The following is a 23150-nucleotide window of genomic DNA, read 5'->3' on the forward strand; positions in this document are numbered from 1 at the left end:
CGGCGGCGCCGGACACAGTAGATTCGATCATGGGTATCGAAGACTGGGGTCTCGTGCAAAACCGAGGGGAAACGTGCAGGAGCGACAGGACCAGGGAGACGCGAACACCGAGGGGGGCTTAGCGTCATGAGCCAGGACTCCACCGCACCGGAGGCCGCACGGAAACTGTCCGGGCGGCGCCGGCGCGAAGTCGTCGCGGTGCTGCTGTTCAGTGGCGGCCCCATCTTCGAGAGCTCCATCCCGCTCTCCGTGTTCGGCATCGACCGGCAGGACGCCGGCGTGCCCCGCTACCGGCTGCTCGTCTGCGCCGGCGAAGACGGACCGCTGCGCACCACCGGCGGGCTGGAACTCACCGCGCCGTACGGCCTGGACGCGATCAGCCGGGCCGGCACCGTCGTCGTACCGGCCTGGCGGTCGATCACCTCGCCGCCGCCGCCGGAGGCGCTGGACGCGCTGCGCCGGGCACACGAGGAGGGCGCCAGGATCGTCGGGCTGTGCACCGGGGCGTTCGTCCTGGCCGCCGCCGGACTCCTGGACGGCCGGCCCGCGACCACGCACTGGATGTACGCGCCGACGCTGGCCAAGCGCTACCCGTCGGTCCACGTGGACCCGCGGGAGCTCTTCGTCGACGACGGGGACGTGCTGACGTCGGCGGGCACCGCGGCCGGAATCGACCTCTGTCTGCACATCGTGCGGACCGACCACGGCACGGAGGCCGCGGGCGCCCTGGCGCGCCGGCTGGTCGTCCCGCCGCGGCGCAGCGGCGGTCAGGAGCGCTACCTCGACAGGTCTTTACCCGAGGAGATCGGCGCCGACCCGCTCGCGGAGGTCGTCGCCTGGGCGCTGGAGCACCTGCACGAGCAGTTCGACGTGGAGACGCTCGCCGCCCGCGCGTACATGTCACGGCGGACCTTCGACCGCCGGTTCCGGTCCCTCACGGGCTCGGCGCCGCTCCAGTGGCTGATCACCCAGCGGGTGCTCCAGGCGCAGCGGCTGCTGGAGACCTCCGACTACTCGGTCGACGAGGTCGCGGGCCGGTGCGGCTTCCGCTCCCCGGTGGCGCTCCGCGGCCACTTCCGGAGGCAGCTCGGCTCCTCGCCAGCCGCCTACCGGGCCGCCTACCGGGCCCGGCGCCCGCAGAGCGACACGGTGACCGCGGTCCTGGACCCGGTCGTGCCCGCCCAGGTGGCGCCGGGAATGCGGCGCGGCCCGGAACCGGGCAAGCCGCAGTCGGACCTGTACGCCCCCGGCCGCCCGGCCCTGCCGGGCCAGCGCACCTCGTAGGGCGCGCACCACGGCGCGTCCCACGACGGGCGCCCGGGGACACCACCCCGGGCGCCCGTCGGCGTCCGGGGTGACGCGCGCCCGCGTCCGGGCCGGGCCGGCGGGCGTCCCGCGGCGCGAGCAGGGTCCGATCCGCAGGCCACCCCCTAAGGTAGGACGCATGAACGATCGCATGGTGTGGATCGACTGCGAGATGACCGGGCTCTCGCTGACGGACGACGCACTCATCGAGGTGGCCGCGCTGGTCACCGACTCGGAACTGAACGTGCTCGGCGAAGGCGTGGACATCGTGATCCGTCCGCCGGACGCCGCCCTGGAGACCATGCCGGAGATCGTGCGGCAGATGCACACGAACTCGGGCCTGCTCGACGCGCTCGCCGAGGGCACCACCCTCGCCGACGCCGAGGCCCAGGTCCTGGCGTACGTACGCGAGCACGTGAAGGAGCCCCGCAAGGCTCCCCTGTGCGGGAACTCGGTCGGCACCGACCGCGGCTTCCTCGCGCGCGACATGTCCGCACTGGAGGAGTACCTCCATTACCGGATCGTCGATGTCTCCTCGGTCAAGGAGCTGGCCCGCCGCTGGTACCCGAGGGCGTACTTCAACAGTCCGGAGAAGAACGGCAACCACCGCGCGCTCGCCGACATCCGCGAGTCCATCGCCGAGCTGCGCTACTACCGCGAGGCGATCTTCGTCCCGCAGCCCGGCCCCGACTCCGACACGGCGAAGCAGATCGCGGCACGCCACGTCCTGCCCGCGGAATGAGCCGCCGCTCGCGCTCGCCGTAATGCGGGCGCGAGCACCCGTCGGGACCCTGTAGACTTCTTCTCGGCCGGTCGGGGAAACCTTCGGGAAAACCGCCGGTCATGGTGGGTATAGCTCAGCTGGTAGAGCACCTGGTTGTGGTCCAGGATGTCGCGGGTTCGAGTCCCGTTACTCACCCTGAAGATCGAGGCCCCGGTTCGCGAGAACCGGGGCCTCGGTCGTTTCCGGGTCCCTTCGGGTGAGACACGCGGCGCCCCCGTCGCGGGTGGCGGCCCGGCGCCTAACGTGGCGTCGGTCACCAGGCCGCGCACGAGGAGGCCGCCCTGCGCAGGACCCGCATCGCCGCCGCCCTGTCCGTCGTCCTGTGCGCGGCACTGCTCGCCGGCTGCGCCGAGGACCCCGACGAAGCCGCCGGCCGGACCGTCCTGACCGTCGGGGTCTTCGGCGCCTTCGGGTTCCAGGAGGCCGGCCTCTACGACGCGTACACCCGGGAGCATCCCGACGTCGTCATCCGGCAGACCTCGATCGAGCGCAACGCCAACTACTACCCGCAGCTCCTCACTCACCTCGGCTCCGGATCCGGCCTCGCGGACATCCAGGCCGTCGAGGTCGACAACATCGCCGAGATCACCACCACGCAGGGGGACCGGCTCGAAGACCTCGGCACCGCGCCCGGCGTGGACCGCGCCGCGTTCCTGCCCTGGAAGTGGGCCCAGGGCACCGCTCCGGACGGCCGGACGCTCGGCCTCGGCACGGACATCGGCCCGCAGGCCGTCTGCTACCGCAAGGACCACTTCGCCCGGGCCGGACTGCCCACCGAACGCACCGCCGTCGGCCGGCTGTGGGCCGGGGACTGGCGGAAGTTCCTGGCGACGGGCCGCCGGTTCCGGGCGAGCGCTCCCCCCGGCGTCGCCTTCGTGGACTCGGCGTCCGGTGTGATGACCGCCATCACCGGCGGCAGCACCATCCGGTTCTACGACGAACGGGGCGAGGTCGTCTACGACACCAGCCCCGCCGTACGCGAGGCATGGGACATCGCCGCCGCCTCCGCCACCGAGGGCCTGACCGCCCGGCTCCAGCAGTTCACCCCGGCGTGGGACCAGGCGTTCGCCAACGGCGCCTTCGCCACCGTCTCCTGCCCGGCCTGGATGCTCGGCTACATCCGGGACAAGGCGGGGCCGGCCGGCCGCGGGCGATGGGACGTGGCCCAGGCGCCCCGGCCGGGCAACTGGGGCGGCTCCTTCCTCGTCGTGCCGTCGGCGGGCCGGCATCCGGCCGAGGCGGCCCGACTCGCCGCCTGGCTCACCGCCCCCGCGCAGCAGGCGACGCTCTTCCGGCGCCGCGGCAACTTCCCCAGCGCCTCGGCCGCCTACCCGCTGCCGGCCGTCGCACGGGCACGACTCCCGTACTTCGGCGACGCCCCGATCGGCGCGATCTTCTCCCAGGCCGCCCGGGGCGTCCCGGTGACCGTCCTCGGCCCGAAGGACGCGATCATCGCGCAGAACCTGGCGGACGTCGGCATGCTCCAGATCGACCAGCGGGGGAAGTCCCCGCAGGCCGCGTGGGACACGGCGGTGAGGACGATCGACAACGCCCTGGACCGGTGACCCGGATGGCAGAGGACGGGACCGGCGCCCCCGCACGGGAGAGCACCGGGCGGCCCGCCCCCGCGGCCCGGCGGGGCCACCGGGACGGCAGCCGGAGCCCGTACGCCTTCGTGGCCCCCTTCTTCCTGTTCTTCGCGGCCTTCGGGCTCTTCCCGCTGCTCTACACCGGCTGGGCCTCGCTGCACCGGGTGGAGTTGACGGCGCCCACCGAGATGGAGTGGGTGGGGCTGCGGAACTACTCCCGGCTCGTGCGGGACGAGTTCTTCTGGAACGCCCTGAAGAACACCGTCCTCCTCGGTGTCATGTCGACCGTCCCGCAGCTGCTGCTCGCGCTCGGGATCGCCGAACTCCTCGACCGGCGGCTGCGCGGCCGGGCCTTCTTCCGGGTCGCGGCCCTCACCCCGTACGCGACGTCGGTGGCCGCCGCGACCCTGGTGTTCGTGCTCCTCTTCGGACGGGACTACGGAATGGTCAACTGGGCCCTGGGGCTGGCCGGGGTGCCGCCCGTCGACTGGCAGAACGGGACCTGGTCGTCCCGGTGCGCGGTGTCGGCGATCGTGGTGTGGCGCTGGACGGGCTTCAACGCGCTGATCTACCTGGCGGCGATGCAGGCGATCCCTCGGGAGCTGTACGAGTCGGCGGCGCTGGACGGGGCCTCGCGCCTGCGGCAGTTCGTCCACGTCACGCTGCCCGGGCTGCGGCCGACGCTCCTGTTCACGGTCGTGGTGTCGACGATCGGGGCGACCCAGCTCTTCGGCGAGCCGCTGCTGTTCAGCGGCGGGGCGGGGGCGACCGGCGGGGCGGACCACCAGTTCCAGACGCTGGGGCTGTACCTGTACGAGCAGGGCTGGGTGAACCTGCATCTCGGACGGGCGTCGGCGATCGCCTGGGCCATGCTCCTGATCCTGCTGCTGGTCGGAGCGGTGGCGGGTGCGGTACGCCGGTACGGCCCCTGGCGCGGGGACGCCTCGTGACGGCGCGGCGGGCCGGACCGCTCACGTACGCCCTGCTCGCCGTCGTCACGATCGGGTCCCTCTTCCCGCTCGTGTGGACGGCGGTCGCCGCCTCGACGGACTCCACCCGGCTCGCGCGGACCCCGCCGCCCTTCCGGTTCGGCGGGAACCTGGGGCACAACCTGTCGATCGCCTGGACCGACGCCAACCTGGGCACGGCGTTGCTGAACACGACGATCGTGGCGGGAACGGTGACGGCGGGGACGGTGCTGTTCTCCACCCTGGCGGGCTTCGCCTTCGCCAAGCTGCGGTTCAGGTTCCGCACCGGGCTGCTGCTGCTCGTGATCGGCACGATGGCGGTGCCGCCCCAACTGGGCGCCGTGCCGCTGTACATGCTGATCGCCGAGCTGTCGTGGACGGACCGGCTCCAGGCGGTGATCCTGCCCGCGCTGGCCTCCGCCTTCGGAGTCTTCTTCATGCGCCAGCACCTGGTCGAGGCCCTTCCCTCGGAACTGGTCGAGGCTGCCCGGATGGACGGGGCGGGGGCGCTGCGGACGGTCTGGCACGTGGTGTTCCCGGCGGCCCGTCCGGCGATGGCCGTGCTCGGGATGCTGACCTTCGTGGCGGCATGGAACGACTTCTTCTGGCCGGTCATCGCCCTGACGCAGAGCGGCAGTCCGACGGTGCAGGTGGCCCTCGCCGGTCTCGGGCGGGGCTACGTCCCGGACCAGGCGGTGATCATGGCCGGCGCCCTGCTGGGGACGCTGCCGCTGCTGGTCGTGTTCGCCCTCTTCGGACGCCGGATCGTCGGCGGGATCATGCGCGGCGCGGTGAAGGGCTGACGTGTCCGGAGGGGCCTCGGGGACACGGAGGCGCGCTCCGGCCGGGGGTGGGGTGGTCCGGCCGGAGCGCGCGGTGTGGGGGGAGGGTGGGGGCTACCGGTAGGCGCCGAACGCCTTGGTGAACGCCAGCGGCTGCTGCAGGATCGAGGAGCAGGTGGCGTCGGCGTGGTTCACGGCGCCGGCCGCGCACTGCTTGTCGCGGGTCGAGGACCACATGGACAGCCAGCCGATGCCCTTGGACTTGGCGAAGTCGACCAGCTGGGTGGCGTCGTCGACCTTGAAGACCTCGGTCGTGACGTCGTTGACGCCGATCATCGGGGTGACGGCGACCGCCTTCCAGGCGGCCGCGTCGGACAGCCCGAGGACACCCTTGATCTGCGCCTGCGTGGCGGTCGCGGCCTGGATCGCGTACTGGCCCATGTCGCCGCTGTAGGCCGGTCCGTAGTCCATCGCCATGATGTTGACGGCGTCGATCCGGACACCGTTCCTCTTCGCGTCGGCGAGCAGGTCCACGCCCGGCTGGGTCAGGCCCTCGGGCATGACCGGCAGGGTGAAGGAGACGTTCAGACCGGGGTGGGTCTTCTGGAGCTGGGCGATCGCCTGGGAGCGGCGGGTGTTGGCGGCGGTGTCCGGCAGGGCCGCGCCCTCGATGTCGAAGTCGACCTTGGTGAGCTTGTACTGGTCGACGACCTTGCCGTAGGCCGCGGCGAGGTCGGCGGAGCCGGAGCAGTTCAGGGCCAGCTCGTGGCCGGCGGCACCGCCGAAGGAGACCCGGACGTCACCGCCCTTGGCGCGCAGGGCGCCGATCTGGGAGGCGACCCGGTCGCTCGCGAGGTCGGTGACACCGCCCCACAGCGGGGCGCAGGAGCCGCCGGAGGTGATGAAGGCGAGGTTGAACTCCTTCACGCCGGTGGCGTCGGCGGTGGCGAGCAGGTCGTACGCCGGGTAGAGCGAGGTGTCGACGTACGGCGCGTACTTCGCGGCGGTGCCCGGGGTGCCGGTCGCGGTCGCCGTCGGGGTGGGGCTCGCGGTGGCCGTCCGGGTCGGGGTCGGGGTGGCGGGAGCACTGGGCGTCGCGGAGGCGGTGGGGGCGACGGTGGCCGTGGGCTGCTCGGTGGGGCGGCCGCTCGGGGTCGGGGTGGCGCCGCCCGCGGAGCAGGCGGACTTGTTGATCAGGCAGTGGGTCGGGTCGCCGGCCTGGCCGCTCGCCGAGGTCACGAAGCCGACGGTGACGGACTGGCCGGGGGCCAGCTCCTTGTTCCAGCTCGCGGGCCGGACCGTGACGTGCTGCCCGGAGACGGTGTGGTCGCCGTTCCACAGCGAGCCGATCCTCGTCCCGGCGGGCAGGTCGAACTCCAGGGTCCAGTCCTTCTGCACCGCGGACGTCTCGTTGGTGACGATGTACTGGCCGGTGTAACCGCCCTCCCAGGAGCTGGTCTTGGTGTAGGCGGCGCCGACGGACGCCGCCTGGGCGGTGCCGGTGAGCGCGAAGACCGCGCCGCCGATCACCGCGGCGGCGACGACGGCTCCGACGGCCTTGGTCCTGCCGGTCGTCCTGCGCCGGTGCGAGCTGGTGCCCATCGCGTGCCTGCCTCTGTGTGCGGGGGTGGGGTGCGGCAGCACGCTAGCGAGCCGCAGACGGACAAATCCGCCCGGAGGCACGGTGGTTGGGGATTCTTAGGCTCCGCTTAAGGGAGGCATCGGGGGGACGAAAGGTTCGGGCCCGCGGCGGGGCCGCGGCGGGGCCGCGGCTCAGGAGGCGTCGGCCCGCCGGCTGCCCGTGCCGCCGCCTCGTCTGCGGCGGGCCGTGCGGTGGCCGCGCCGACCGCCGCTGTCACCGGCTCCGCGTCCGTCGAGCCCGATCCAGATGCGGACCTCGGTGCCGCCGAGCACGGAGTGCCCGATGCGGACGTCGCCCCCGGTGGACTCGGCCATCCGGCGCACGATGTCCAGGCCGAGGCCGGTGGAACCGTCCCGGTGGCCGTTGTTGCCGCGGGTCAGCGCGGCGGCCGGGTCGGCGATGCCGGAGCCGGCGTCGGAGACGAGCACGATGACGGCGTCGTCGCCGTTGTGCACGTCGACGGAGAAGGCGGTGCCCTCGGGGGTGTGGCGGAAGACGTTGCCGAGCAGCGCGTCGAGGGCGGCGACCAGTTCGGGGCGGGCGACGGGGATGCGGACCGGGCGGTCGACGCCCGCGACCCGCACCTTGCGACCCTCGTCCTCGGCGAGCGCGGACCAGAAGTCCATCCGCTCCCGGACGACCTCGGAGGCGTCGCAGCCGGCGCCCGGACCGGTGGCCTGGGTCTGGGGCTTGGCCTCGCGCGCGGTACGGATGATGGTGTCGACCTCCCGCTCCAGCTGCTCGACGGCGTGACGGGTCTGCTCGGCGGCCGGACCGGAGCCGAGGGAGGCGGCGTTGAGCCGGAGCACGGTGAGCGGGGTCCGCAGCCGGTGGGAGAGGTCGGCGGCCAGTTCCCGCTCGTTGGCGAGGAGCTGGACGACCTGGTCGGCCATGGAGTTGAAGGCGATCGCCGCGGACTTGAGCTCGGGCGGCCCCTCCTCGGGGACCCGGGCGCCGAGCCGGCCCTCGCCCAGGTCGTGGGCGGCGCCCGCGAGGCGCTGGGCGGGCTGGACCATCCGGACGCCGAGCCGGTCGGCGACCGCGACGGAGCCGACGATCAGGGCGATGCCGACACCGGCCAGCACCAGCCAGGCGGTGGCGACGCCGTTGCTGACCTCGCCCTCGGGGACGAAGAGTTCGACGACCGCGACCTGACCGGAGCCGAGCGCGGTCGGCTGGAGCAGCACGGAGCCGCCCGGCACCTCGGTGATGGTGGCGCGACCCAGTTCGCGGGTGATGCGCAGATCGTCCTCGGCGGCGCGTCGGGTGCCGATCTCCAGCGCCTTGCCGCCCGGTTCGTCGGCGGCGGGGACGTGGACGGCCATCCGCCCGGCGGCACCGTCCTCGGTGGTGGCGACGGCCCGGTCCAGTTCCTCGCGTTCGGTGGTGATCGCGAGGACGGGCGCGAGGCCGGCGGCGCGCCGCTCGGCGTTGGAGAACGCCCGGTCGCGCGCCATCTCCTTGACGACGAGGCCGAGCGGGACGGCGAAGGCGACGACGACCATGGCGGTGACGGCGAGCGACACCTTGACGAGGGCCCATCTCACGGCGCGTTCTCCCGCGGCGGCTCCAGCTTCACGCCCACCCCGCGCAGGGTGTGCAGATAGCGCGGACGAGCCGCCGTCTCGCCCAATTTCCGCCGCAGCCAGGACAGATGCACGTCGATGGTCTGATCGTCCCCGTAGGACTGCTGCCAGACCTCGGCGAGCAGCTCCTTGCGCGGCACGACGACGCCCGGCCGCCCGGCGAGGAAGGCCAGCAGGTCGAACTCCCGCCGGGTCAGGTCCAGGGTGGTCCCGTCCAGTTCCGCCTGCCGCCGCAGCGGATCGATCGAGAGACCGCCGACCTGGATCACCCGCGACGGCGGCGCCTCACCCGCGGACGCCCGCGAACGGCGCAGCACGGCGGCCATCCGCGCGGAGAGGTGGTCCACGGAGAAGGGCTTGACGAGGTAGTCGTCGGCCCCGTCGTTGAGGAGCCGGACGATCTCCGTCTCGTCGTCCCGCGCGGTCGCGATGATCACGGGGACGTCGGTGATGCCGCGCAGCATCTTGAGCGCCTCGGACCCGTCCAGGTCGGGGAGTCCGAGGTCCAGGATGACCACGTCGAAACGGAAATGGGCGACCTCGCGCAACGCCTCCAGGGCCGTGCCGACGCTCCGTACGGTGTGGGAGGCCTCGGTCAGATGCCGGATGAGGGCGGAGCGCACGAACTGGTCGTCCTCGACCACGAGCACACTTGCCATGGGCCGCACCGTACGCCATACGGGGGAAGGTCCACCCTCCGGGACGCCGGCGCACACGGTGGTGCACTATGGCCCGGATGCGAAGAGGACTTGTTCACGCCATGGCGTGGTCGCTCGCCACGGGCGCGGCGGTCACCCTCTCCTGGTGGGGTGTGCACACGGTGCTGGCGGGCACGGTCTACGACCCGCCGCGCGCCCTGCCCATTCCCGTCGGTCACTCCGACGATCCGGACACCGGGGGCAGCGAGCCGCTGGCCTCCGCGACCGGTCGGCCCGGGAGCCCCACGGCGACGGCCTCGCCGGGCGGGAGCGGCACCCCGTCGTCCTCTCCGTCCGCGGCCCCCTCGCGCCGGCCGAGCGCACCCGCGTCGTCGAACGGCCCGAGTCCGGACGGCGGCGACAGCGGCGCGGGCGACGTGAAGAGCTACGCCGTCGACGGCGGCCGGGTCGTCTTCGACATCGGCGCGACCTCGGCGGAACTGGTGTCGGCGACCCCGGCCTCGGGCTGGCAGATGCAGGTCTGGAAGCAGCCGACCTGGATCCGGGTGACGTTCACCCGGGACGGCCGCGAACTGTCGGTCTTCTGCGTCTGGCACGACACCGCGCCGCGCGTCGAGATCGACGAACGCTGACCCTCGCGGGCCCCGCGCGCGTCAGCGGGCCCCTCAGCGGAATACGGACGCCGGCGGCACGGGCGAGGGCTTGGCGCTGGCGTCGGTCACCGGCGTCGCTCCCCCGGTGAAGTCGGCGAGCGCACGGCCGTGTTCGACCCTCCCGGCGTGCGGGTCGGTCGCCACGCGGCGGGTCAGCTCCGCGACCGGCAGCTCCCGGTCGGAGGCGAGCAGGACGGCGTTGCCGAAGCGGCGGCCCCGCAGCACGGTCGGGTCGGCGACCAGCGCCAGTTCGGGGAAGACGGTGGCGGCGGTGGCGATCTGGCCGCGCAGGTGGGTCAGCGGCGGCCCGTCGGCCAGGTTGGCCGCGTAGAAGCCGCCCGGCCGGAGCACCCGGCGGACCTCGGTGAGGAACTCCGTGCTGGTCAGGTGCGCGGGCGTACGGGCTCCGCTGAACACGTCGGCGATGATCAGGTCCGCCCAGCCGTCCTGCACCTTGGCGAGCCCGGCGCGCGCGTCGGTGGAGCGGACGCGGATCCGGGCCCCCGCGTCGAGGGGGAGTTCCCGGCGTACGAGCTGGACCAGGGAGCCGTCGAGCTCCACGATCTGCTGCGTGGAGCGGGGCCGGGTGGCGGCCACGTACCGGGCGAGGGTGAAGGCTCCGCCGCCGAGGTGCACGGCCTGGACCGGCCGGTTCGGCGAGGCGGCGAGATCGGCGATGTGGCCGAGCCGGCGCTGGTACTCGAAGGAGAGGTGGGCCGGATCGTCGAGGTCGACGTGCGACTGCGGGGCGCCGTCGATCAGCAGCGTCCAGCCGCGGGGGCGCTCCCGGTCGGGTATGAGCTCCGCGAGTCCGCCGTCGACGGTCTCGACGACGGCGACGGCGCCCGCCGCCCGTTCACGCTGCTTGTTTCTGGCCACGAGCCCCATTATCGGCCCGCGCGCCGGTACGCCGCCCGACGAGCCCGCCGCGGGACCGGGCACAGCCCCGGGAGCCACGGCGAGACTCCCTCAGCGGCAGCCGTCCGCCGCTTCGATCAGACGGGCCGCCTGGCCGAGGGCCTCGCGCAGCACCTCCGGGTCGGTGACCTGACCGGCGCCCTCGGGGGGCAGCAGCCAGCCCGCGGGCCGCGGCGCGCCACCCGCCGCCGGATCGGGCAGCTCGGGGAGTTCGGGGATGCGCAGACCTCGCCCGGAGGTCTGCGTACAGGCGCTGCCGGGCATGTCCCAGCCCTCGGCCGTACCGGGCGGCACCAGGAAGCCGAGGGTGTCGCAGGCTCCGTCGTGCAGGACCGGGCCGACCACCGGGGCACCGCCGCGGCGCAGGATGTCGACGGCCTCCAGGCCCTGACGGGCCGGCACGGTCACCAGGTCACAGGGCTCGACGTGCGAAGCGCTCGCGTCCGGGGTGGGCGCGTGGCGCGCGGTCGACTGCGATCCGATCTCCAACAAGGGGACCCCTCCTCGCTCCTGAGGAGACACGTTCCGTCTCTCCGCACGGTTCAACGCCCGGGGGCGTCAACAGCTACGGCGGCACGCCGCCGCAAAGGATGGCAGTTCATGGCAGATCGCGAGCGAGATATCCGATTTGTAGCCAAACTCTGCGTGTGCGGGTGGTCACAGCAGGTACGTTCTTGCCCCGCCGGAACACCGGCTGCACAGGAGAGGGCTCGGCCATGGCGTTGTCACGGGCAGTTCCCAATCTCGCCTTCCGCCGGCTCCGCGGACAGCACTCGCCGGCGGAGTTCGCCGCGGCGGTCCGAAGGGCCGCGCGGGAGATCGGCGAGCAGGTCGCCTGCGACGCCCGCTACATCGGGCGGGTGGAGGCGGGCGAGATCCGCTGCCCGAACTACGCGTACGAGCGGGTGTTCCTGCACATGTTCCCCGGCCTGAGCCTGGCGGACCTGGGCTTCTCGGCACGGGAGGCGGTACGCGGACGGCGCCCGGCCACGGCGCCGACGGCGCCCGCCATCACGACCCGGAACGATGAGGAGAGCGACGTGCTGCGTCGCGCATTCATGACGAGCGGTACCGCCACGGTGGCGGTCGCCTCTCTGGGACTCGGCGGACCGGCCGTCGCGATCCCGGCCCCCCGCGGAGCGCACCGGATCGGCGAGGCCGAGGTGAAGGCCGTCGAGGACGCCGTACGGCAGATCCGCGTGCTCGACGACCGGCACGGCGCCGACGGGCTCTACCAGGCGGCCGCCCAGCCGCTGCGGGCGGCCTACGCCCTGCTCGACAAGGGCACGGCGGCCCGCCGCTCGACCGAGGACCGGCTGCACGCGGGCGCCGGGGAGCTCTCCCTGTCGGTCGGCTGGCTGGCCCACGACTCGGGTCGCTTCGACGACGCCCGCTCGCATTACGCCGAGGCGCTCGCCACCGCGCGCGTGGCCGGCGACCCCGCCCTGGAGGCGCACGCCTTCTGCAACACGTCGTTCCTGGCCAGGGACGCGGGGCGGTACCGGGAGGCGGTCCGGGCGGCCCAGGCGGGCCTGCGGGCCGCCCGGCCCCTGTCCTCGGCGCGGCTGCTGTCGCTGCTCTCCCTGCGGGAGGCGGGGGCCTGGGCGGGTCTCGGCGACCGGACCGCCTGCGAGCAGGCGCTGGGCCGGGCGCACGCCCACTTCGCGAAGGGCTCCTCCGACGGCGATCCGGAGTGGATGTCCTTCTTCGGCGAGCCCGAGCTGGAGGCGCTGGAGGCGCAGTGCTGGTCGGCGCTGGGTGACCGGGGCCGCGCGGCCCGCCACGCCCATCGCGCGACGGTCCTGCAGAACCCGCATTTCGCGCGCAACCTCGCCCTCTACCGGGCCCAGCTCGCGGGCGACCTGGCCCACGCGGGCCGGCACGACGAGGCGGCGGCGGAGGCGCGGCGGGTGGTGGACGCGCTGGGCGACGTCCAGTCCTCGCGCATCCGCGCGATGCTGGCGGACACCCGGCGGGTGCTGGCGGGCCACGGGGCACGGACGCCCTGATCCGGGCGGGACGGCGACCGGAGCCGGCCCGTGCCCCGGACGACCGGAGCGGGCCGGACCGGTCCCGGGGAGGGACGGGCCGTCGCGGCCGGCCCCGCCTACTCCATGTGGCCCGTGTCGTTCCAGCGTTCGATCGCCGGCTCTCCGTAGGCCCAGCCGAGCACCGACAGGCTCGTCGGGTCGAGGCGGATCCGCGAGCCGAAGGAGACGGACTCGCCGAGCCAGCGCGCCCCGATGGAGCGCAGGATGTGGCCGTGGGCGAAGACCAGCACGTCCCGGTCCGCGGACCGCGCCCAGTCCACCACCTCGTCCGCCCGGGCCGTGACCTGCTCCAGGCTCTCGCCCTCCGGCACCGCGTCGCGCCAGAGCAGCCAGCCCGGCCGGCGCTCCTGGATCTCGTCCGGGGTGAGGCCCTCGTAGGCCCCGTAGTCCCACTCCATCAGGGTGTCCCAGTCCCGGGCCCGCTCGCCGAAGCCCGCGAGGTCGCAGGTCTCCCGCGCGCGCAGCAGCGGGCTGGTCCGGATCTCGAGGTCCGGCAGGCCGTTCCACGGCGCCCGGTGCAGGCGCTCCCCGAGAAGCTTCGCGCCGCGTCGGCCCTCGTCGAGCAGCGGGATGTCGGTCCTGCCGGTGTGGCGGCCACTCAGCGACCATTCGGTCTGGCCGTGCCGGGCGAGCAGGATGCGCGGTGCCATGAAGGCTCTCCTGGGGGTCACGTGGCAGGTGCCCCTCCATCATCCCGCACGTGAACCGACGGCGACGTCCGGGCAACCTCCCGCCTCCTCACGGCGTCCCCTAGGCCGAGCCGAGGGGGAACACACGTATGACCGAGAGAGCCGCGCGCCGGCCGCGCTGGTGGGCCGAGTTGTCGCTGATCGCCGTGGTGTACGCGGCGTACTCGGGCGGCCGGCTGCTCGCCCGCGGGGACGTGGGCGGTGCCGTCGAGCACGGTCTGGCGATCCTGCGGCTGGAGCAGGCCCTCCACCTGAACGCCGAGCACCCCCTCAACCGCCTCTTCACGAGCACCCCGGCCCTCGGGATACCCGCCGACTTCGCGTACGCCTCCCTGCACTACCTCGTCACCCCGGCCGTCCTGGTCTGGCTCTTCCGCCGCCGCCCCGGCCGCTACCGGGCCGCCCGGACCTGGCTGATGCTGTCCACCCTCCTCGGCCTGGTCGGCTTCACGCTCCTGCCGACCTGCCCGCCGCGGCTGCTCGACGCGGGCCACGGATTCGTCGACACCATGGCGCAGTTCAGCGCGTACGGCTGGTGGGGCGCCGAGGCCAGCGCCCCGCGCGGGATGGGCGGGATGACGAACCAGTACGCGGCGATGCCGAGCCTGCACGTCGGCTGGGCGCTGTGGTGCGGGGTGATGCTGTGGCGTCACGGGCGTACGCCGCTGTTCAGGGCCCTCGGTGTCGCCTACCCGCTGCTGACCGTGGTCGTGGTGATGGGCACGGCGAACCACTACTTCCTCGACGCGGTCGCCGGGGCGGCCGTGATGGGCCTCGGGCTGCTGCTCACGGCACCCGCGCTGCGGCTCGCGGACCGGGTCCGCACCACCCTCCCGGGCGGCGAGGCACCCGTACGATCCCCGATTGTCGGTGGCGGATGCGAGACTTCCGCGGGTGAGCGCATCCCTGGGCAGCGGAGCTCCACCGACTCCGCAGACGACACGACCGCATGGGGTCTCCCCAGCTCCGGCGACGCCGCGAGTGTGGGGGAAGCTCGCTGAGCTGCGCGGGCCGGCGACGGTGCCGCACCCGCTGGACGCGCGGGCGCTGGCGGCGCTGGCCGCCAACCCCGGCTGCAAGCGGCGGGCGCTGCTCGACGGCGCCGGGGTCGACAAGGCCGCGCTCGCGTCGAAGCTCGGCTCGCCCGCGGCCTTCGGTCAGTCGCAGTTCGCCTTCATGCGGGGGAACGCCTTCGAGGCGAAGGTCAAGGCCGACGGCGGGCGCGAGCTGCTGCGACTGCTCGGGATCGACGAGCCCGGGGCGGTCGAGGTACCGGACCTGGCGGCGGCCGGACCCGAGGGGCGGGCGGCCCGTACGGCGCTGGCGCTGCGCGAGGCGACCGCTGCCGGCGGCTGGGCCCTGCTCGACCATCCGATGCTGGCCCTGGAGGTGGCGGGCTCGGCCGCCTACCTGGAGCCGGACGCGGTCGTGGTGCACCCCGACGGGCGGTGGACGGTCGTGGAGATCAAGTCGTTCCCGATGATCGACGGCGCGGCGGACGCCTCGAAGGTGGGGGCGGCCGCCCGGCAGGCGGCGGTGTACGTGCTGGCGCTGGAGCGGGTGGCGTCGCTGACGGAGGGCGCGGAGGTGGCCCACTCGGTGCTGCTCGTCTGCCCCAAGGACTTCTCCAACCTGCCGACCGCCTCGGTCGTGGACGTGCGCAAGCAGTTGTCGGTCACCCGGCGCCAACTGGCCCGGCTGACCCGGATCGAGGAGATCGCGGCGATGGTGCCGGAAGGCGTCACCTTCGACGTGGAGGGCTGCTCGACCGAGCAGTTGAGGGCCGCGGTGGAGTCGGTCCCGCACGCGTACGCGCCGGAGTGCCTGTCCGCCTGCGAGCTGGCCTTCCACTGTCGCGAGCGGGCCCGGCTCGCGGGCGCGGTGGAGGCCCTCGGCCGGTCGGCGCGTAGCGAACTGGGCGGTCTGACCACGATCGGCGAGGTCCTGGCGGCGGCCCGCGGCGAGGCGGGCGACGCGGACGACCCGACCGTCGACGCCCTGCGCCGCGCGCAGGCCCTGCGCGGCGAGGCGCTGGCGGCGGCCGGCGCGTCCCGGATCCCCGGACAGGAGGCGCTCGGATGGTGAGGCGTCACGTCCTGCGCGTCCATGCGGGGGCGCGGCTCGCGTCCGTCTGCGGTGTGCCCGGACAGGACCCGGGGGGCCCGGCATGTCGCTGATCTCCACCCTCGCCCGGCTGGAGGCCGTCGAGTCGGGGCGGGCGCAGCCGCTCGCCACCGTCCGGCACCGGCACGTCGCGGAGCGGCCGCTGGTCCTCGTCCCGCTGACCACCGCCGGCGAGGCGGGCGCACCGCTCGGGGCGCTGGTCGGCACCGACCGCGAGGAGCCCCGGCTTCTCGTCGTGGCCCAGCCGCGCGACCGCGACCTGCGGTTCGCGTTCCTCGCCGACCTGGCCGAGGAGGTCCTGCCGTACATCGACGGGTTCACCGACGGCGTGGAGGCCGCCGAGCGCAACGAGACCGACCCGGAGACCGGCAAGAAGGTCAAGGTCGAGGTGGAACTCTGCGCGGACGCGCCCCAGTTGATCGTGCCGAGCCGCGCGGGTGTCGAGTACGTCCGGCTGCTCGGCCGGTCCATGCGCTTCCGGCGCACCGCGGAGCAGGACCCGGAGACGCCCTTCCCCGCGCCGCCGCGGGTGCCGCTGCTGGGCCGCTGGCTGACGCACTTCGGCGAGCGGGCCCGGGTGCCCGGCTCGTCCCTGTTGCTGTCCGCGACGGACCTGCTCAACCGGCACTGGGCGACCGGTCAGTCGTCCCTGGAGGACCAGCACCTGGGCGCCCTGCTCGCGTGGATCGACACGGACGGGTCCGAGTCCGGCGCGGAGGCGGCGCTGCGGGCGGAACTCGGCCGGGACCGGGACGGACAGCTGGTGTGCCCGCCGGCGGGTCCGGCGACCGACCCGACCTTCGACAACCGGCTGCTGGCACCCGCGGTCGAGCGCTTCGACCGCGCCCGGCAGGCCCTGGGCGCGGCCGAGGACGGTGAGACGGCGGACGACCGGCTCGCCGAACTGCACGGCGCGGAGCGGGAGATCCGCCGGCTGATCGCCTCGCAGCTGGCGCCGACGTGGCACGCGGTGTGGCGCGCCCTCGACCTGCTGCGGGAGCTGCCGGAGGGCGCCCGGGTGGCCGACCGCTGGACCCGGGACCGCTGGTCCTTCACCGGGCACCGCGACCGGGTGACGGCCGGCGAGCCGCCCCAGCCGCGCCGGGACGACGCGGTGACGGCGGCCCGGAAGCTGGCGGCGCGCGAGCAGGCCCAGGGCCAGCTGGAGGCGCAGGAGGCCCTCGACGATCCGCTGGTGCTCGCCGGGCGGCGGCTGTCGGGTGAGGCGTTCGTCGCCGAGGTGGCGGAGGTGACCATGGCCTGGTCCGAGTCGAAGCGGCCGTCGCCCCGACCCCTGCTGACGGTCCGCACGGACGACCGGCCGCACCTGGGCGCACCGGGCGCGTCCCCGGCCGAGGGCGGCGCGAAGGTGAAGGTCTACCGTTCGCTGGAAGGCAAGCCGCAGACGGCGGAGTTCGTCCGGTACGAGGCCGACGGCTCGCTGGTCCTGCGGATCACCGACCGGATGGGACGGTCCAAGGAGCCCGCGGAGGGCTCGGTGCCGCAGAAGGGCGAGCGGATCGCCTGGACGCTGTTCGAGCACGAGCAGCGGGTGGGGGCGAAGCTGCCGGACCCGGAGGAGACTCCCTGGACGCACGGCGGGCCGCCGCGGTCCGACGCCGCCGAACCGCCCGACACCGTCACCACGGAGGACCTGCTGTGAGCCCCGCCCTCTTCGACCCGTCGGCCGCGGCGACCCGGGCGACCGCGGACATCCTCGCCGACACGCTGCACGGGGACGCCCGCGGTGTGGTCGTGGACTCCCCGCCCGGTGCCGGCAAGTCGACGCTGGTGGTGCGCGCCGCGCTCGAACTGGCTTCGGCCGGACGTCCGTTGATGGTCGTCGCGCAGACGAACGCGCAGGTGGACGACCTGGTGCTGCGACTGGCGGAGAAGGAGCCGGAGCTGCCGGTGGGCCGCCTGCACTCCAACGACAGCGACCCCTACGACAGGGCGCTCGACGACCTGGACAACGTACGCAAGTCGGCGAAGGCGGGTGATCTCGCGGGGCTGGACGTGGTCATCTCGACGGCCGCCAAGTGGGCCCACGTGAAGAACGTCGAGCCGTGGGCGCACGCGATCGTGGACGAGGCGTACCAGATGCGTTCGGACGCGCTGCTCGCGGTGGCGGGCCTCTTCGAGCGGGCGCTGTTCGTGGGCGACCCCGGTCAGCTGGACCCGTTCTCGGTGGTCGGCGCCGACCAGTGGGCGGGGCTCTCGTACGACCCGTCGGCCAGCGCGGTCTCCACCCTGCTCGCGCACAACCCGGAGCTGCCCCAGCACCGGCTGCCCGTCTCGTGGCGGCTGCCGGCGTCGGCGGCGCCGCTGGTGTCCGACGCCTTCTACCCGTACACGCCGTTCCGCAGCGGCACGGACCACGGGGACCGGCGGCTCTCCTTCGGCGTGCCGTCGGACGGCTCGGGCCCGGACCGGGTCCTCGACGAGGCGGCCGCGTCGGGGTGGGGGCTGCTGGAGCTGCCGGCCCGGCACACGCCGCGCACGGACCCGGAGGCGGTACGGGCGGTCGCGCTGGTGGTGCGCCGTCTGCTCGACCGGGGCGGCGCCGCCGTCTCGGAACGGGGGCCCGACCCCGTACCGCTCACGGCGGACCGGATCGCGGTCGGCACCGCCCACCGCGACCAGGCGGCGGCGGTCCGGGCGGCGCTCGGGGAACTGGGCGTCACGGGCGTGACCGTGGACACGGCGAACCGCCTGCAGGGCCGCGAGTACGACGTGACGGTCGTCCTGCACCCGCTCTCGGGCCGCCCCGACGCCACGGCCTTCCATCTGGAGACGGGCCGGCTCTGCGTCCTGGCCTCCCGCCACCGCCACGCCTGCATCGTGGTGTGCCGCGAGGGCGTGGCCGACCTCCTCGACGAGCACCCCTCCACGGAGCCGGTGCAGCTGGGCGTGACGGTGAAGTTCCCGGACGGCTGGGAGGCGAACCACGCGGTGCTCTCCCACCTGTCCGAACACCGCGTCACCTGGACCCCCTGACCCGTCCGACGCGCCGGGGCGTCCGGCCCCGGGCTTCCTCAGGGGGTCGCGGCGGCCGGGCGTGGGGCGGCGGCCGCGAGGGAGAGGAGCGTGTCGACGGGCCACTGGTCGTCGGCGTGCTCGCCGTACTTCGCGGCCGCGACGAGGCCCTCGCCGGTGATCAGGAAGTCTGCGGGGAGACCGAGCCGTCCCCCGTTCGGCCGAGCGACCGGCGGCTTCTGCCGGCCACGCAGGAGCGCCCCGACACCGAGGGCCACGGAGCGGGCCACCGGCCACCACACCCGCGGGTCGAGCAGCGACCGCGGCGAGGACTCCACGCCGAAGGCGGCGTACAGGCGCTTGCCAGGATCGGCCACGACCGCGAAGGGCAGGTCGTCGAGGTGCGGCCGCAGCTCCTCCTCCGGCGAGTGGAAGACCACCACCTCGCGGATCCCGGCGGCCTCGATCTCCTCGTGCCGCCGGACCACCGAGCGCAGGTGCAGGTGGCAGACGGGGCAGCCCGCGAATCGCCGGAACTGGAGGTGGATCAGCCGTTCCGGGTCGGGGACGGCCAGCCGGGGCCCGAGGACGGGATCGAGCACGCGGACGGGGGCGGCGGAGCCGGGCTCCAGCAGCCTGCCGGGCAGGTTCATGGGACACCTCTCGCGTAGGAGTACGGCGTACACCAACAGCGTAGGCGTATGCCGTACGCTGTCAAGCCATGCCGCGCCCCCGCTCGCTCACCCAGGCCCAGCTGGCCTCCGCCGCCCTCGCCGTCATCGACCGCGACGGGCTCTCCGGCCTCTCCATGCGCGCCGTCGCCAAGGAGCTCGGGACGAGCACGATGGCGCTCTACCGGTACGTGGCGGACCGCGACGAGCTCGAGGGGCTCGTCGTCGAGCTGGTCCTGGGGGCCGTGGACACCAGCCCGCCCGCGCCGGACACGCCGTGGCCGGACCGGGTCACCGTGCTGGTGCGGCGGCTGCGCGACACGGTCGGCGCGCACCCCGGGGTCGTCCTGCTGACGGTCACCCACCGGCACCGCTCGCCCGGCGTCCTGCGCTGGTCGGAGGCGGTGCTCGCGCTCCTCGCGGAGGCCGGCCTCACGGGCGAGCGGCGGGTCGTGGCCCTGCGCGGACTCCTCGCGTACGTCATCGGCGCGATCCAGCTCGAGCACCTGGGGGCGCTGTCCGGCGCGGGGACGGCCGCCATAACGGCACTGCCGCCCGAGGAGTTCCCTCACACGACCGACACCGCCCGGCACGCCCGGCAGGTGGACGCGGAGCAGGAGTTCTTCGGCGGCCTCGCGGCCTTCCTCCGCGGACTCGACGCCTGAGAGCCGGCCCGTGGACCGGGCCGGAATCCGGGCTCGGTCCACGGGGCATCCCCGAGGCCCTCTTGCGCGCAGGCGCCACAATGGAAGAGCGGCCCGGGTGTCCGGGCCGTGTGCGTGCGAGGAGGAGACGAACGATGGCGGAATCCGCGGAGCGCAACGGCCAGCGGAGGCTACGGCCCGCACCGCTGATCTTCGAGCCTGCCGAGGCGACCGCCGACCCGGAGCACTTCTTCGACCTGGAGTCGATGGAGGACCCGAGGGAGCTGCTGTCCCGGGCGACCGAGCTGACCCTGGCCTTCCGCGCGGCGACGGACCGGGCCGTGGAGTTCCAGGCGATCGCGGCGGCGCAGCTCGCCGACCCGCGCCGGTTCGACCGGCTGACGCCCGCCGACGTCGCCGCCCGGGCCGAGTGGACCGAGGACTACGCCCGGAAGATGATCGAGTTCGGCCGGGACCTGATCCGGGCGGGCGGGCGGCCCGCGGAGGACTGAGCCGTCCGTCGGGTCACCCACCGGGTCCGTCCAGCAGGCCCGTCCACCGGGTCACCCACCAGATCCGTCCAGCCGGTCCCTCCAGCAGGGCCTGGTCGCCGCCGCGCGCGCCCTGCCCGCCCGGCGGCGCGCCTCCGCGCGGGCACACTGCGCCTGTGCGCTGCCGTCGGCGCGCGCGTCCGGCGCACGCCCGCGGCGAAGACGGCGGGCATATGCCGGGGCGAAAGATACTCCCCTCACCCCCGCCCTGTCCGGGATTCTTCAACCCTCGGGAACGGAGCGGTCACTCCGGGTACATCTGGATGCATGACCGCATGGCTGCGAGACGAATTCCCCCTGAGCCCGTCCCCGCACGGCGGCACGGACGAGCGCCGCACCGACCGGTCCGACGTCTTCGGGTTCCTGCGGGACCGGGACGAGGGACGGCACCACACCGCCCGCGTCACGTCCTGCGGGGCGGGCTGGCTCGCCTCCGCCGCGGGGTACCCGCGCTCGGCGCTCACCCAGTGGGAGGCCCGGCCCACCGCCCCCGCGGTGCTGCCCTGCGGCACCGTCTTCGACGTCGTGAACGTCGACACGGTCTTCGGCCGCCGGATGCTCGAACGCCTCTGGTCGGAGGGCCCCGGCTCGGGTCCCGTCGCCGTCCACCGCGGCCGGATGCTCCTCTTCGCCGCCCCGGGGACCGCCCAGCGACTGCCGTCCCTGCTCGACTGGGAGGAGTGGGGGGAGGCCGTCCCGCGCCCTCTCTGTCACGGCGTGGGGGACGCGGTCACCATCCCGCCGCTCACCCCGCTCGACCCGTCCGGCCCCCGCTGGGTCGTCGCCCCCGACACGCGCAGCCCCTGGCTCCCGGGACCCGAGGTCATGCTCTGGGCCTGCGTCCGGGCGGTCCGCGCCGCCTCCGCCGCCGACGTGCGGGTATCGATTTTTCCTCGCGCCGATCAGGATGCTAAGGTCTACGACGTCAGCAGGCGCCGCTAGCTCAGTTGGTTAGAGCAGCTGACTCTTAATCAGCGGGTCCGGGGTTCGAGTCCCTGGCGGCGCACAGACGAAGAAGGCCCCTCGCGCGAGCGGGGGGCCTTCTTGTCGTGTCCTCTCCGCACCGGGCACGGCTCCTGGGGGAGCCTGGGCGAGCCTCCGGGGACGTACTCAGGAACCCTCTTCGCCCACCGTCACCTTCACGGTCCAGACCCCCGCCCGGGTCCGGTCGGCGACCTCCACCCGCGTCCCGTCCTCCGGCACGGTGAAGGTCTCGCCCACGCCGAGCGGCGCGTCCGCGAGCGGCGGATAGACCGAGCGGTCCCAGCAGGCCTCGGTGTGCGGATGGGTGTCCACGACCTCGATCGGACCGTCGCCGGACGCCGCCTCGTTCCGCACCCGGTAGATCAGCACGCCCTCGGTGCAGGTGTCCCGGTCGTTGCCCGTCGCACCGCGCGCCTCGATCGCCAGGACGCTGCCCGAGCCGGTCCGCACGACCGCGAGCCGGTTGCCGACCGTGCCGCCGGCCACCGGCGCCGCCGCGATCGGCTCCAGGCTGAGCAGCCGCGAGTCGGGACCCTGGACGCAGGTCACCTGGTTCCGCTCCAGCCAGCCCAGCTTCCACTTGTGCCAGCCGAAGAGGTCGGGGGCCAGGCCGAACTGGCTGCCCATGACGTCCCAGTCGCCCACGTGGGTGTCCCAGTCGCCCTTGCCGTCCACCGGCCGGTGGTAGAGGTCCGGCAGGTCGAAGACGTGCCCGGTCTCGTGGGCCAGCACGTTGCGGTCCGGCGGGTGCCGCTCGAAGACGGTGACGACCCGTTTGATCTCCGCGCCGTCGACGTCGAGCGGGTGGTCCAGGTTGACGACCTTCGTGGCGTCGGAGTCCACTCCCGGCGCGTCCGGGTCGGCGACCAGGTAGACGATGTCGTACCGCGAGAAGTCCACCCGGTCGTCCGCCGCGGCGATCGCGTCGCGCAGGTACGTGGTGCGCCGGCCCGCGTCCCAGTCACGCCTTATGTCGTACGCGGAGGACGGCTGCGGCATCCGCGTCCACTCGCGGCGGACGTCCGGGAGCAGCGAGAAGCGTCCGTAGGAGGCGCGCCGGAAGAAGTCGTCGGTGCCGGGGAAGTAGTCGGCCGCCAGCTCGTCGGTGGTGGTCAGCGGGGTGGAGTCCGGGAAGGACAGGAAGATCATGACGGCGTCGAGGGAGTCGACGGGCTTGGGGTAGGAGCCGTTCCAGGTGTCCAGACCCAGGGAGTGATGGGCGGAGGTGCGGGGCAGGGCGCAGGGCCCGGCCGAGGGGGCGCCCACGGCAGGGCCCGCCACGAGACCGGTCGCGGCGAGCGCGGCGAGGGAGGTGAACGCCGCCGACACGGCACGCAGCCGCGGACGTTCCACTCCCCCGGGTGTCTGCTGACCCCTCACGTGGACCTCCGGCTCCGGAATAGGGGACACCCCACCCACCCTGTGCCGTTTTGCCGCGTTTCGCACGTTTCCGCTGCCCCAGTCGGGTGAGCGGGCGACACGGGGTCGACGCGACACGGCACGTCGCCGGCTCACGGAAAGTCACATTCGGTCACGGCGACGTCGTCCCGTGTCAGAGCCGCGCAGAAACGATC

The 23150-nt window shown here is 74.1% G+C and carries 22 protein-coding genes and 2 tRNA genes; 16 read left to right on the plus strand and 8 right to left on the minus strand.

All coding sequences use genetic code 11. The annotated features are described in order from the left end of the window. Positions 1-126 precede the first annotated feature (126 nt). The 6 genes from ACGFZF_RS29510 (at position 127) to ACGFZF_RS29535 (ending at position 5449) form a co-directional block, all read left to right on the plus strand. Positions 127-1284, plus strand: a complete 1158-nt coding sequence (locus ACGFZF_RS29510; protein WP_393559067.1) for a helix-turn-helix domain-containing protein — start codon at positions 127-129, stop codon at positions 1282-1284. 160 nt (positions 1285-1444) lie between these two features. Continuing rightward, on the plus strand, positions 1445-2047 hold the full coding sequence (gene orn / locus ACGFZF_RS29515; RefSeq protein ID WP_147978110.1) for an oligoribonuclease: 603 nt from the start codon (positions 1445-1447) through the stop codon (positions 2045-2047). A gap of 104 nt (positions 2048-2151) precedes the next feature. Then, positions 2152-2224, plus strand: a tRNA-His gene (locus ACGFZF_RS29520). Positions 2225-2370: 146 nt separating this feature from the next. Then, positions 2371-3654: an extracellular solute-binding protein gene (locus tag ACGFZF_RS29525; RefSeq protein ID WP_393559329.1), complete on the plus strand. Its 1284-nt coding sequence runs from the start codon at positions 2371-2373 to the stop codon at positions 3652-3654. A 5-nt stretch (positions 3655-3659) separates the two neighbouring features. Then, positions 3660-4628 (plus strand): carbohydrate ABC transporter permease, encoded by a 969-nt coding sequence (locus ACGFZF_RS29530; protein WP_393559069.1) that lies wholly within the window; start codon positions 3660-3662, stop codon positions 4626-4628. After that, the gene (locus tag ACGFZF_RS29535; RefSeq protein WP_393559071.1) at positions 4625-5449 is read left to right on the plus strand and encodes a carbohydrate ABC transporter permease; all 825 of its coding nucleotides are present in this window, start codon (positions 4625-4627) and stop codon (positions 5447-5449) included. Before ACGFZF_RS29530 ends, ACGFZF_RS29535 begins: the two co-directional genes overlap by 4 nt. A 93-nt stretch (positions 5450-5542) precedes the next feature. Here ACGFZF_RS29535 and ACGFZF_RS29540 read toward each other — a convergent pair whose 3' ends face one another. From ACGFZF_RS29540 to ACGFZF_RS29550, 3 genes are all read right to left on the minus strand, one after another. Continuing rightward, positions 5543-7030 carry a cellulose binding domain-containing protein gene (locus tag ACGFZF_RS29540; RefSeq protein ID WP_393559073.1) on the minus strand — a complete coding sequence of 496 codons (1488 nt, stop codon included), beginning with the start codon at positions 7028-7030 and terminating at the stop codon, positions 5543-5545. Positions 7031-7201: 171 nt separating this feature from the next. After that, positions 7202-8617 (minus strand): ATP-binding protein, encoded by a 1416-nt coding sequence (locus ACGFZF_RS29545; protein WP_393559075.1) that lies wholly within the window; start codon positions 8615-8617, stop codon positions 7202-7204. After that, positions 8614-9315 (minus strand): response regulator transcription factor, encoded by a 702-nt coding sequence (locus ACGFZF_RS29550; protein WP_393559077.1) that lies wholly within the window; start codon positions 9313-9315, stop codon positions 8614-8616. Before ACGFZF_RS29550 ends, ACGFZF_RS29545 begins: the two co-directional genes overlap by 4 nt. 68 nt (positions 9316-9383) lie before the next feature. Here ACGFZF_RS29550 and ACGFZF_RS29555 point away from each other — a divergent pair, with 68 nt between their 5' ends. Further along, the gene (locus ACGFZF_RS29555; protein ID WP_393559079.1) at positions 9384-9947 is read left to right on the plus strand and encodes a hypothetical protein; all 564 of its coding nucleotides are present in this window, start codon (positions 9384-9386) and stop codon (positions 9945-9947) included. A 33-nt stretch (positions 9948-9980) separates the two neighbouring features. Here ACGFZF_RS29555 and ACGFZF_RS29560 read toward each other — a convergent pair whose 3' ends face one another. Beyond that, a complete protein-coding gene (locus ACGFZF_RS29560; RefSeq protein WP_393559330.1) occupies positions 9981-10856 on the minus strand; it encodes a spermidine synthase in 876 nt (291 codons plus the stop codon). An 81-nt stretch (positions 10857-10937) separates the two neighbouring features. Next, positions 10938-11378, minus strand: a complete 441-nt coding sequence (locus ACGFZF_RS29565) for a hypothetical protein (RefSeq protein WP_393559081.1) — start codon at positions 11376-11378, stop codon at positions 10938-10940. Between the two features lie 224 nt (positions 11379-11602). Between ACGFZF_RS29565 and ACGFZF_RS29570 the strand changes: the two genes are divergently transcribed. After that, positions 11603-12895: a tetratricopeptide repeat protein gene (locus ACGFZF_RS29570; protein ID WP_393559083.1), complete on the plus strand. Its 1293-nt coding sequence runs from the start codon at positions 11603-11605 to the stop codon at positions 12893-12895. A gap of 98 nt (positions 12896-12993) precedes the next feature. Here the strand turns inward: ACGFZF_RS29570 and ACGFZF_RS29575 are convergent, their stop codons facing one another. Further along, positions 12994-13587: a histidine phosphatase family protein gene (locus ACGFZF_RS29575; protein ID WP_393559085.1), complete on the minus strand. Its 594-nt coding sequence runs from the start codon at positions 13585-13587 to the stop codon at positions 12994-12996. A 128-nt stretch (positions 13588-13715) separates the two neighbouring features. Here ACGFZF_RS29575 and ACGFZF_RS29580 point away from each other — a divergent pair, with 128 nt between their 5' ends. The 4 genes from ACGFZF_RS29580 to ACGFZF_RS29595 all read left to right on the plus strand — a co-directional run bounded on the left by ACGFZF_RS29580 (position 13716) and on the right by ACGFZF_RS29595 (position 18747). Then, complete coding sequence (locus ACGFZF_RS29580) at positions 13716-14627, plus strand: phosphatase PAP2 family protein (RefSeq protein ID WP_393559087.1); 912 nt, start codon at positions 13716-13718, stop codon at positions 14625-14627. Then, positions 14521-15711 carry a hypothetical protein gene (locus ACGFZF_RS29585; RefSeq protein ID WP_393559089.1) on the plus strand — a complete coding sequence of 397 codons (1191 nt, stop codon included), beginning with the start codon at positions 14521-14523 and terminating at the stop codon, positions 15709-15711. Before ACGFZF_RS29580 ends, ACGFZF_RS29585 begins: the two co-directional genes overlap by 107 nt. 82 nt (positions 15712-15793) lie before the next feature. Beyond that, positions 15794-17413, plus strand: coding sequence for a hypothetical protein (locus tag ACGFZF_RS29590; protein WP_393559091.1), 1620 nt, complete (start codon positions 15794-15796; stop codon positions 17411-17413). Beyond that, positions 17410-18747 (plus strand): AAA domain-containing protein, encoded by a 1338-nt coding sequence (locus tag ACGFZF_RS29595; protein WP_393559093.1) that lies wholly within the window; start codon positions 17410-17412, stop codon positions 18745-18747. The genes ACGFZF_RS29590 and ACGFZF_RS29595 overlap by 4 nt, the downstream gene beginning before the upstream one ends. A gap of 38 nt (positions 18748-18785) precedes the next feature. On the opposite strand, the gene ACGFZF_RS29600 is transcribed toward ACGFZF_RS29595, so the two are convergent. Continuing rightward, positions 18786-19379, minus strand: coding sequence for a peroxiredoxin-like family protein (locus tag ACGFZF_RS29600; RefSeq protein ID WP_393559095.1), 594 nt, complete (start codon positions 19377-19379; stop codon positions 18786-18788). A gap of 68 nt (positions 19380-19447) precedes the next feature. On the opposite strand from ACGFZF_RS29600, the gene ACGFZF_RS29605 reads away from it, so the two are divergent. The 4 genes from ACGFZF_RS29605 to ACGFZF_RS29620 all read left to right on the plus strand — a co-directional run bounded on the left by ACGFZF_RS29605 (position 19448) and on the right by ACGFZF_RS29620 (position 21598). Continuing rightward, positions 19448-20062: a TetR/AcrR family transcriptional regulator gene (locus ACGFZF_RS29605; protein WP_393559097.1), complete on the plus strand. Its 615-nt coding sequence runs from the start codon at positions 19448-19450 to the stop codon at positions 20060-20062. 134 nt (positions 20063-20196) lie between these two features. Next, complete coding sequence (locus ACGFZF_RS29610) at positions 20197-20553, plus strand: hypothetical protein (protein ID WP_393559099.1); 357 nt, start codon at positions 20197-20199, stop codon at positions 20551-20553. Positions 20554-20859: 306 nt separating this feature from the next. Next, the gene (locus ACGFZF_RS29615) at positions 20860-21534 is read left to right on the plus strand and encodes a hypothetical protein (RefSeq protein WP_393559101.1); all 675 of its coding nucleotides are present in this window, start codon (positions 20860-20862) and stop codon (positions 21532-21534) included. Further along, positions 21525-21598 (plus strand) — tRNA-Lys (locus ACGFZF_RS29620). Before ACGFZF_RS29615 ends, ACGFZF_RS29620 begins: the two co-directional genes overlap by 10 nt. A gap of 104 nt (positions 21599-21702) precedes the next feature. Here the strand turns inward: ACGFZF_RS29620 and ACGFZF_RS29625 are convergent. Continuing rightward, a complete protein-coding gene (locus tag ACGFZF_RS29625; RefSeq protein WP_393559103.1) occupies positions 21703-22956 on the minus strand; it encodes a M6 family metalloprotease domain-containing protein in 1254 nt (417 codons plus the stop codon). Between the last annotated feature and the right edge of the window lie 194 nt (positions 22957-23150).

Origin of the sequence: Streptomyces sp. NPDC048338, from assembly GCF_043201055.1 — a bacterium.
Classification (GTDB): domain Bacteria; phylum Actinomycetota; class Actinomycetes; order Streptomycetales; family Streptomycetaceae; genus Streptomyces.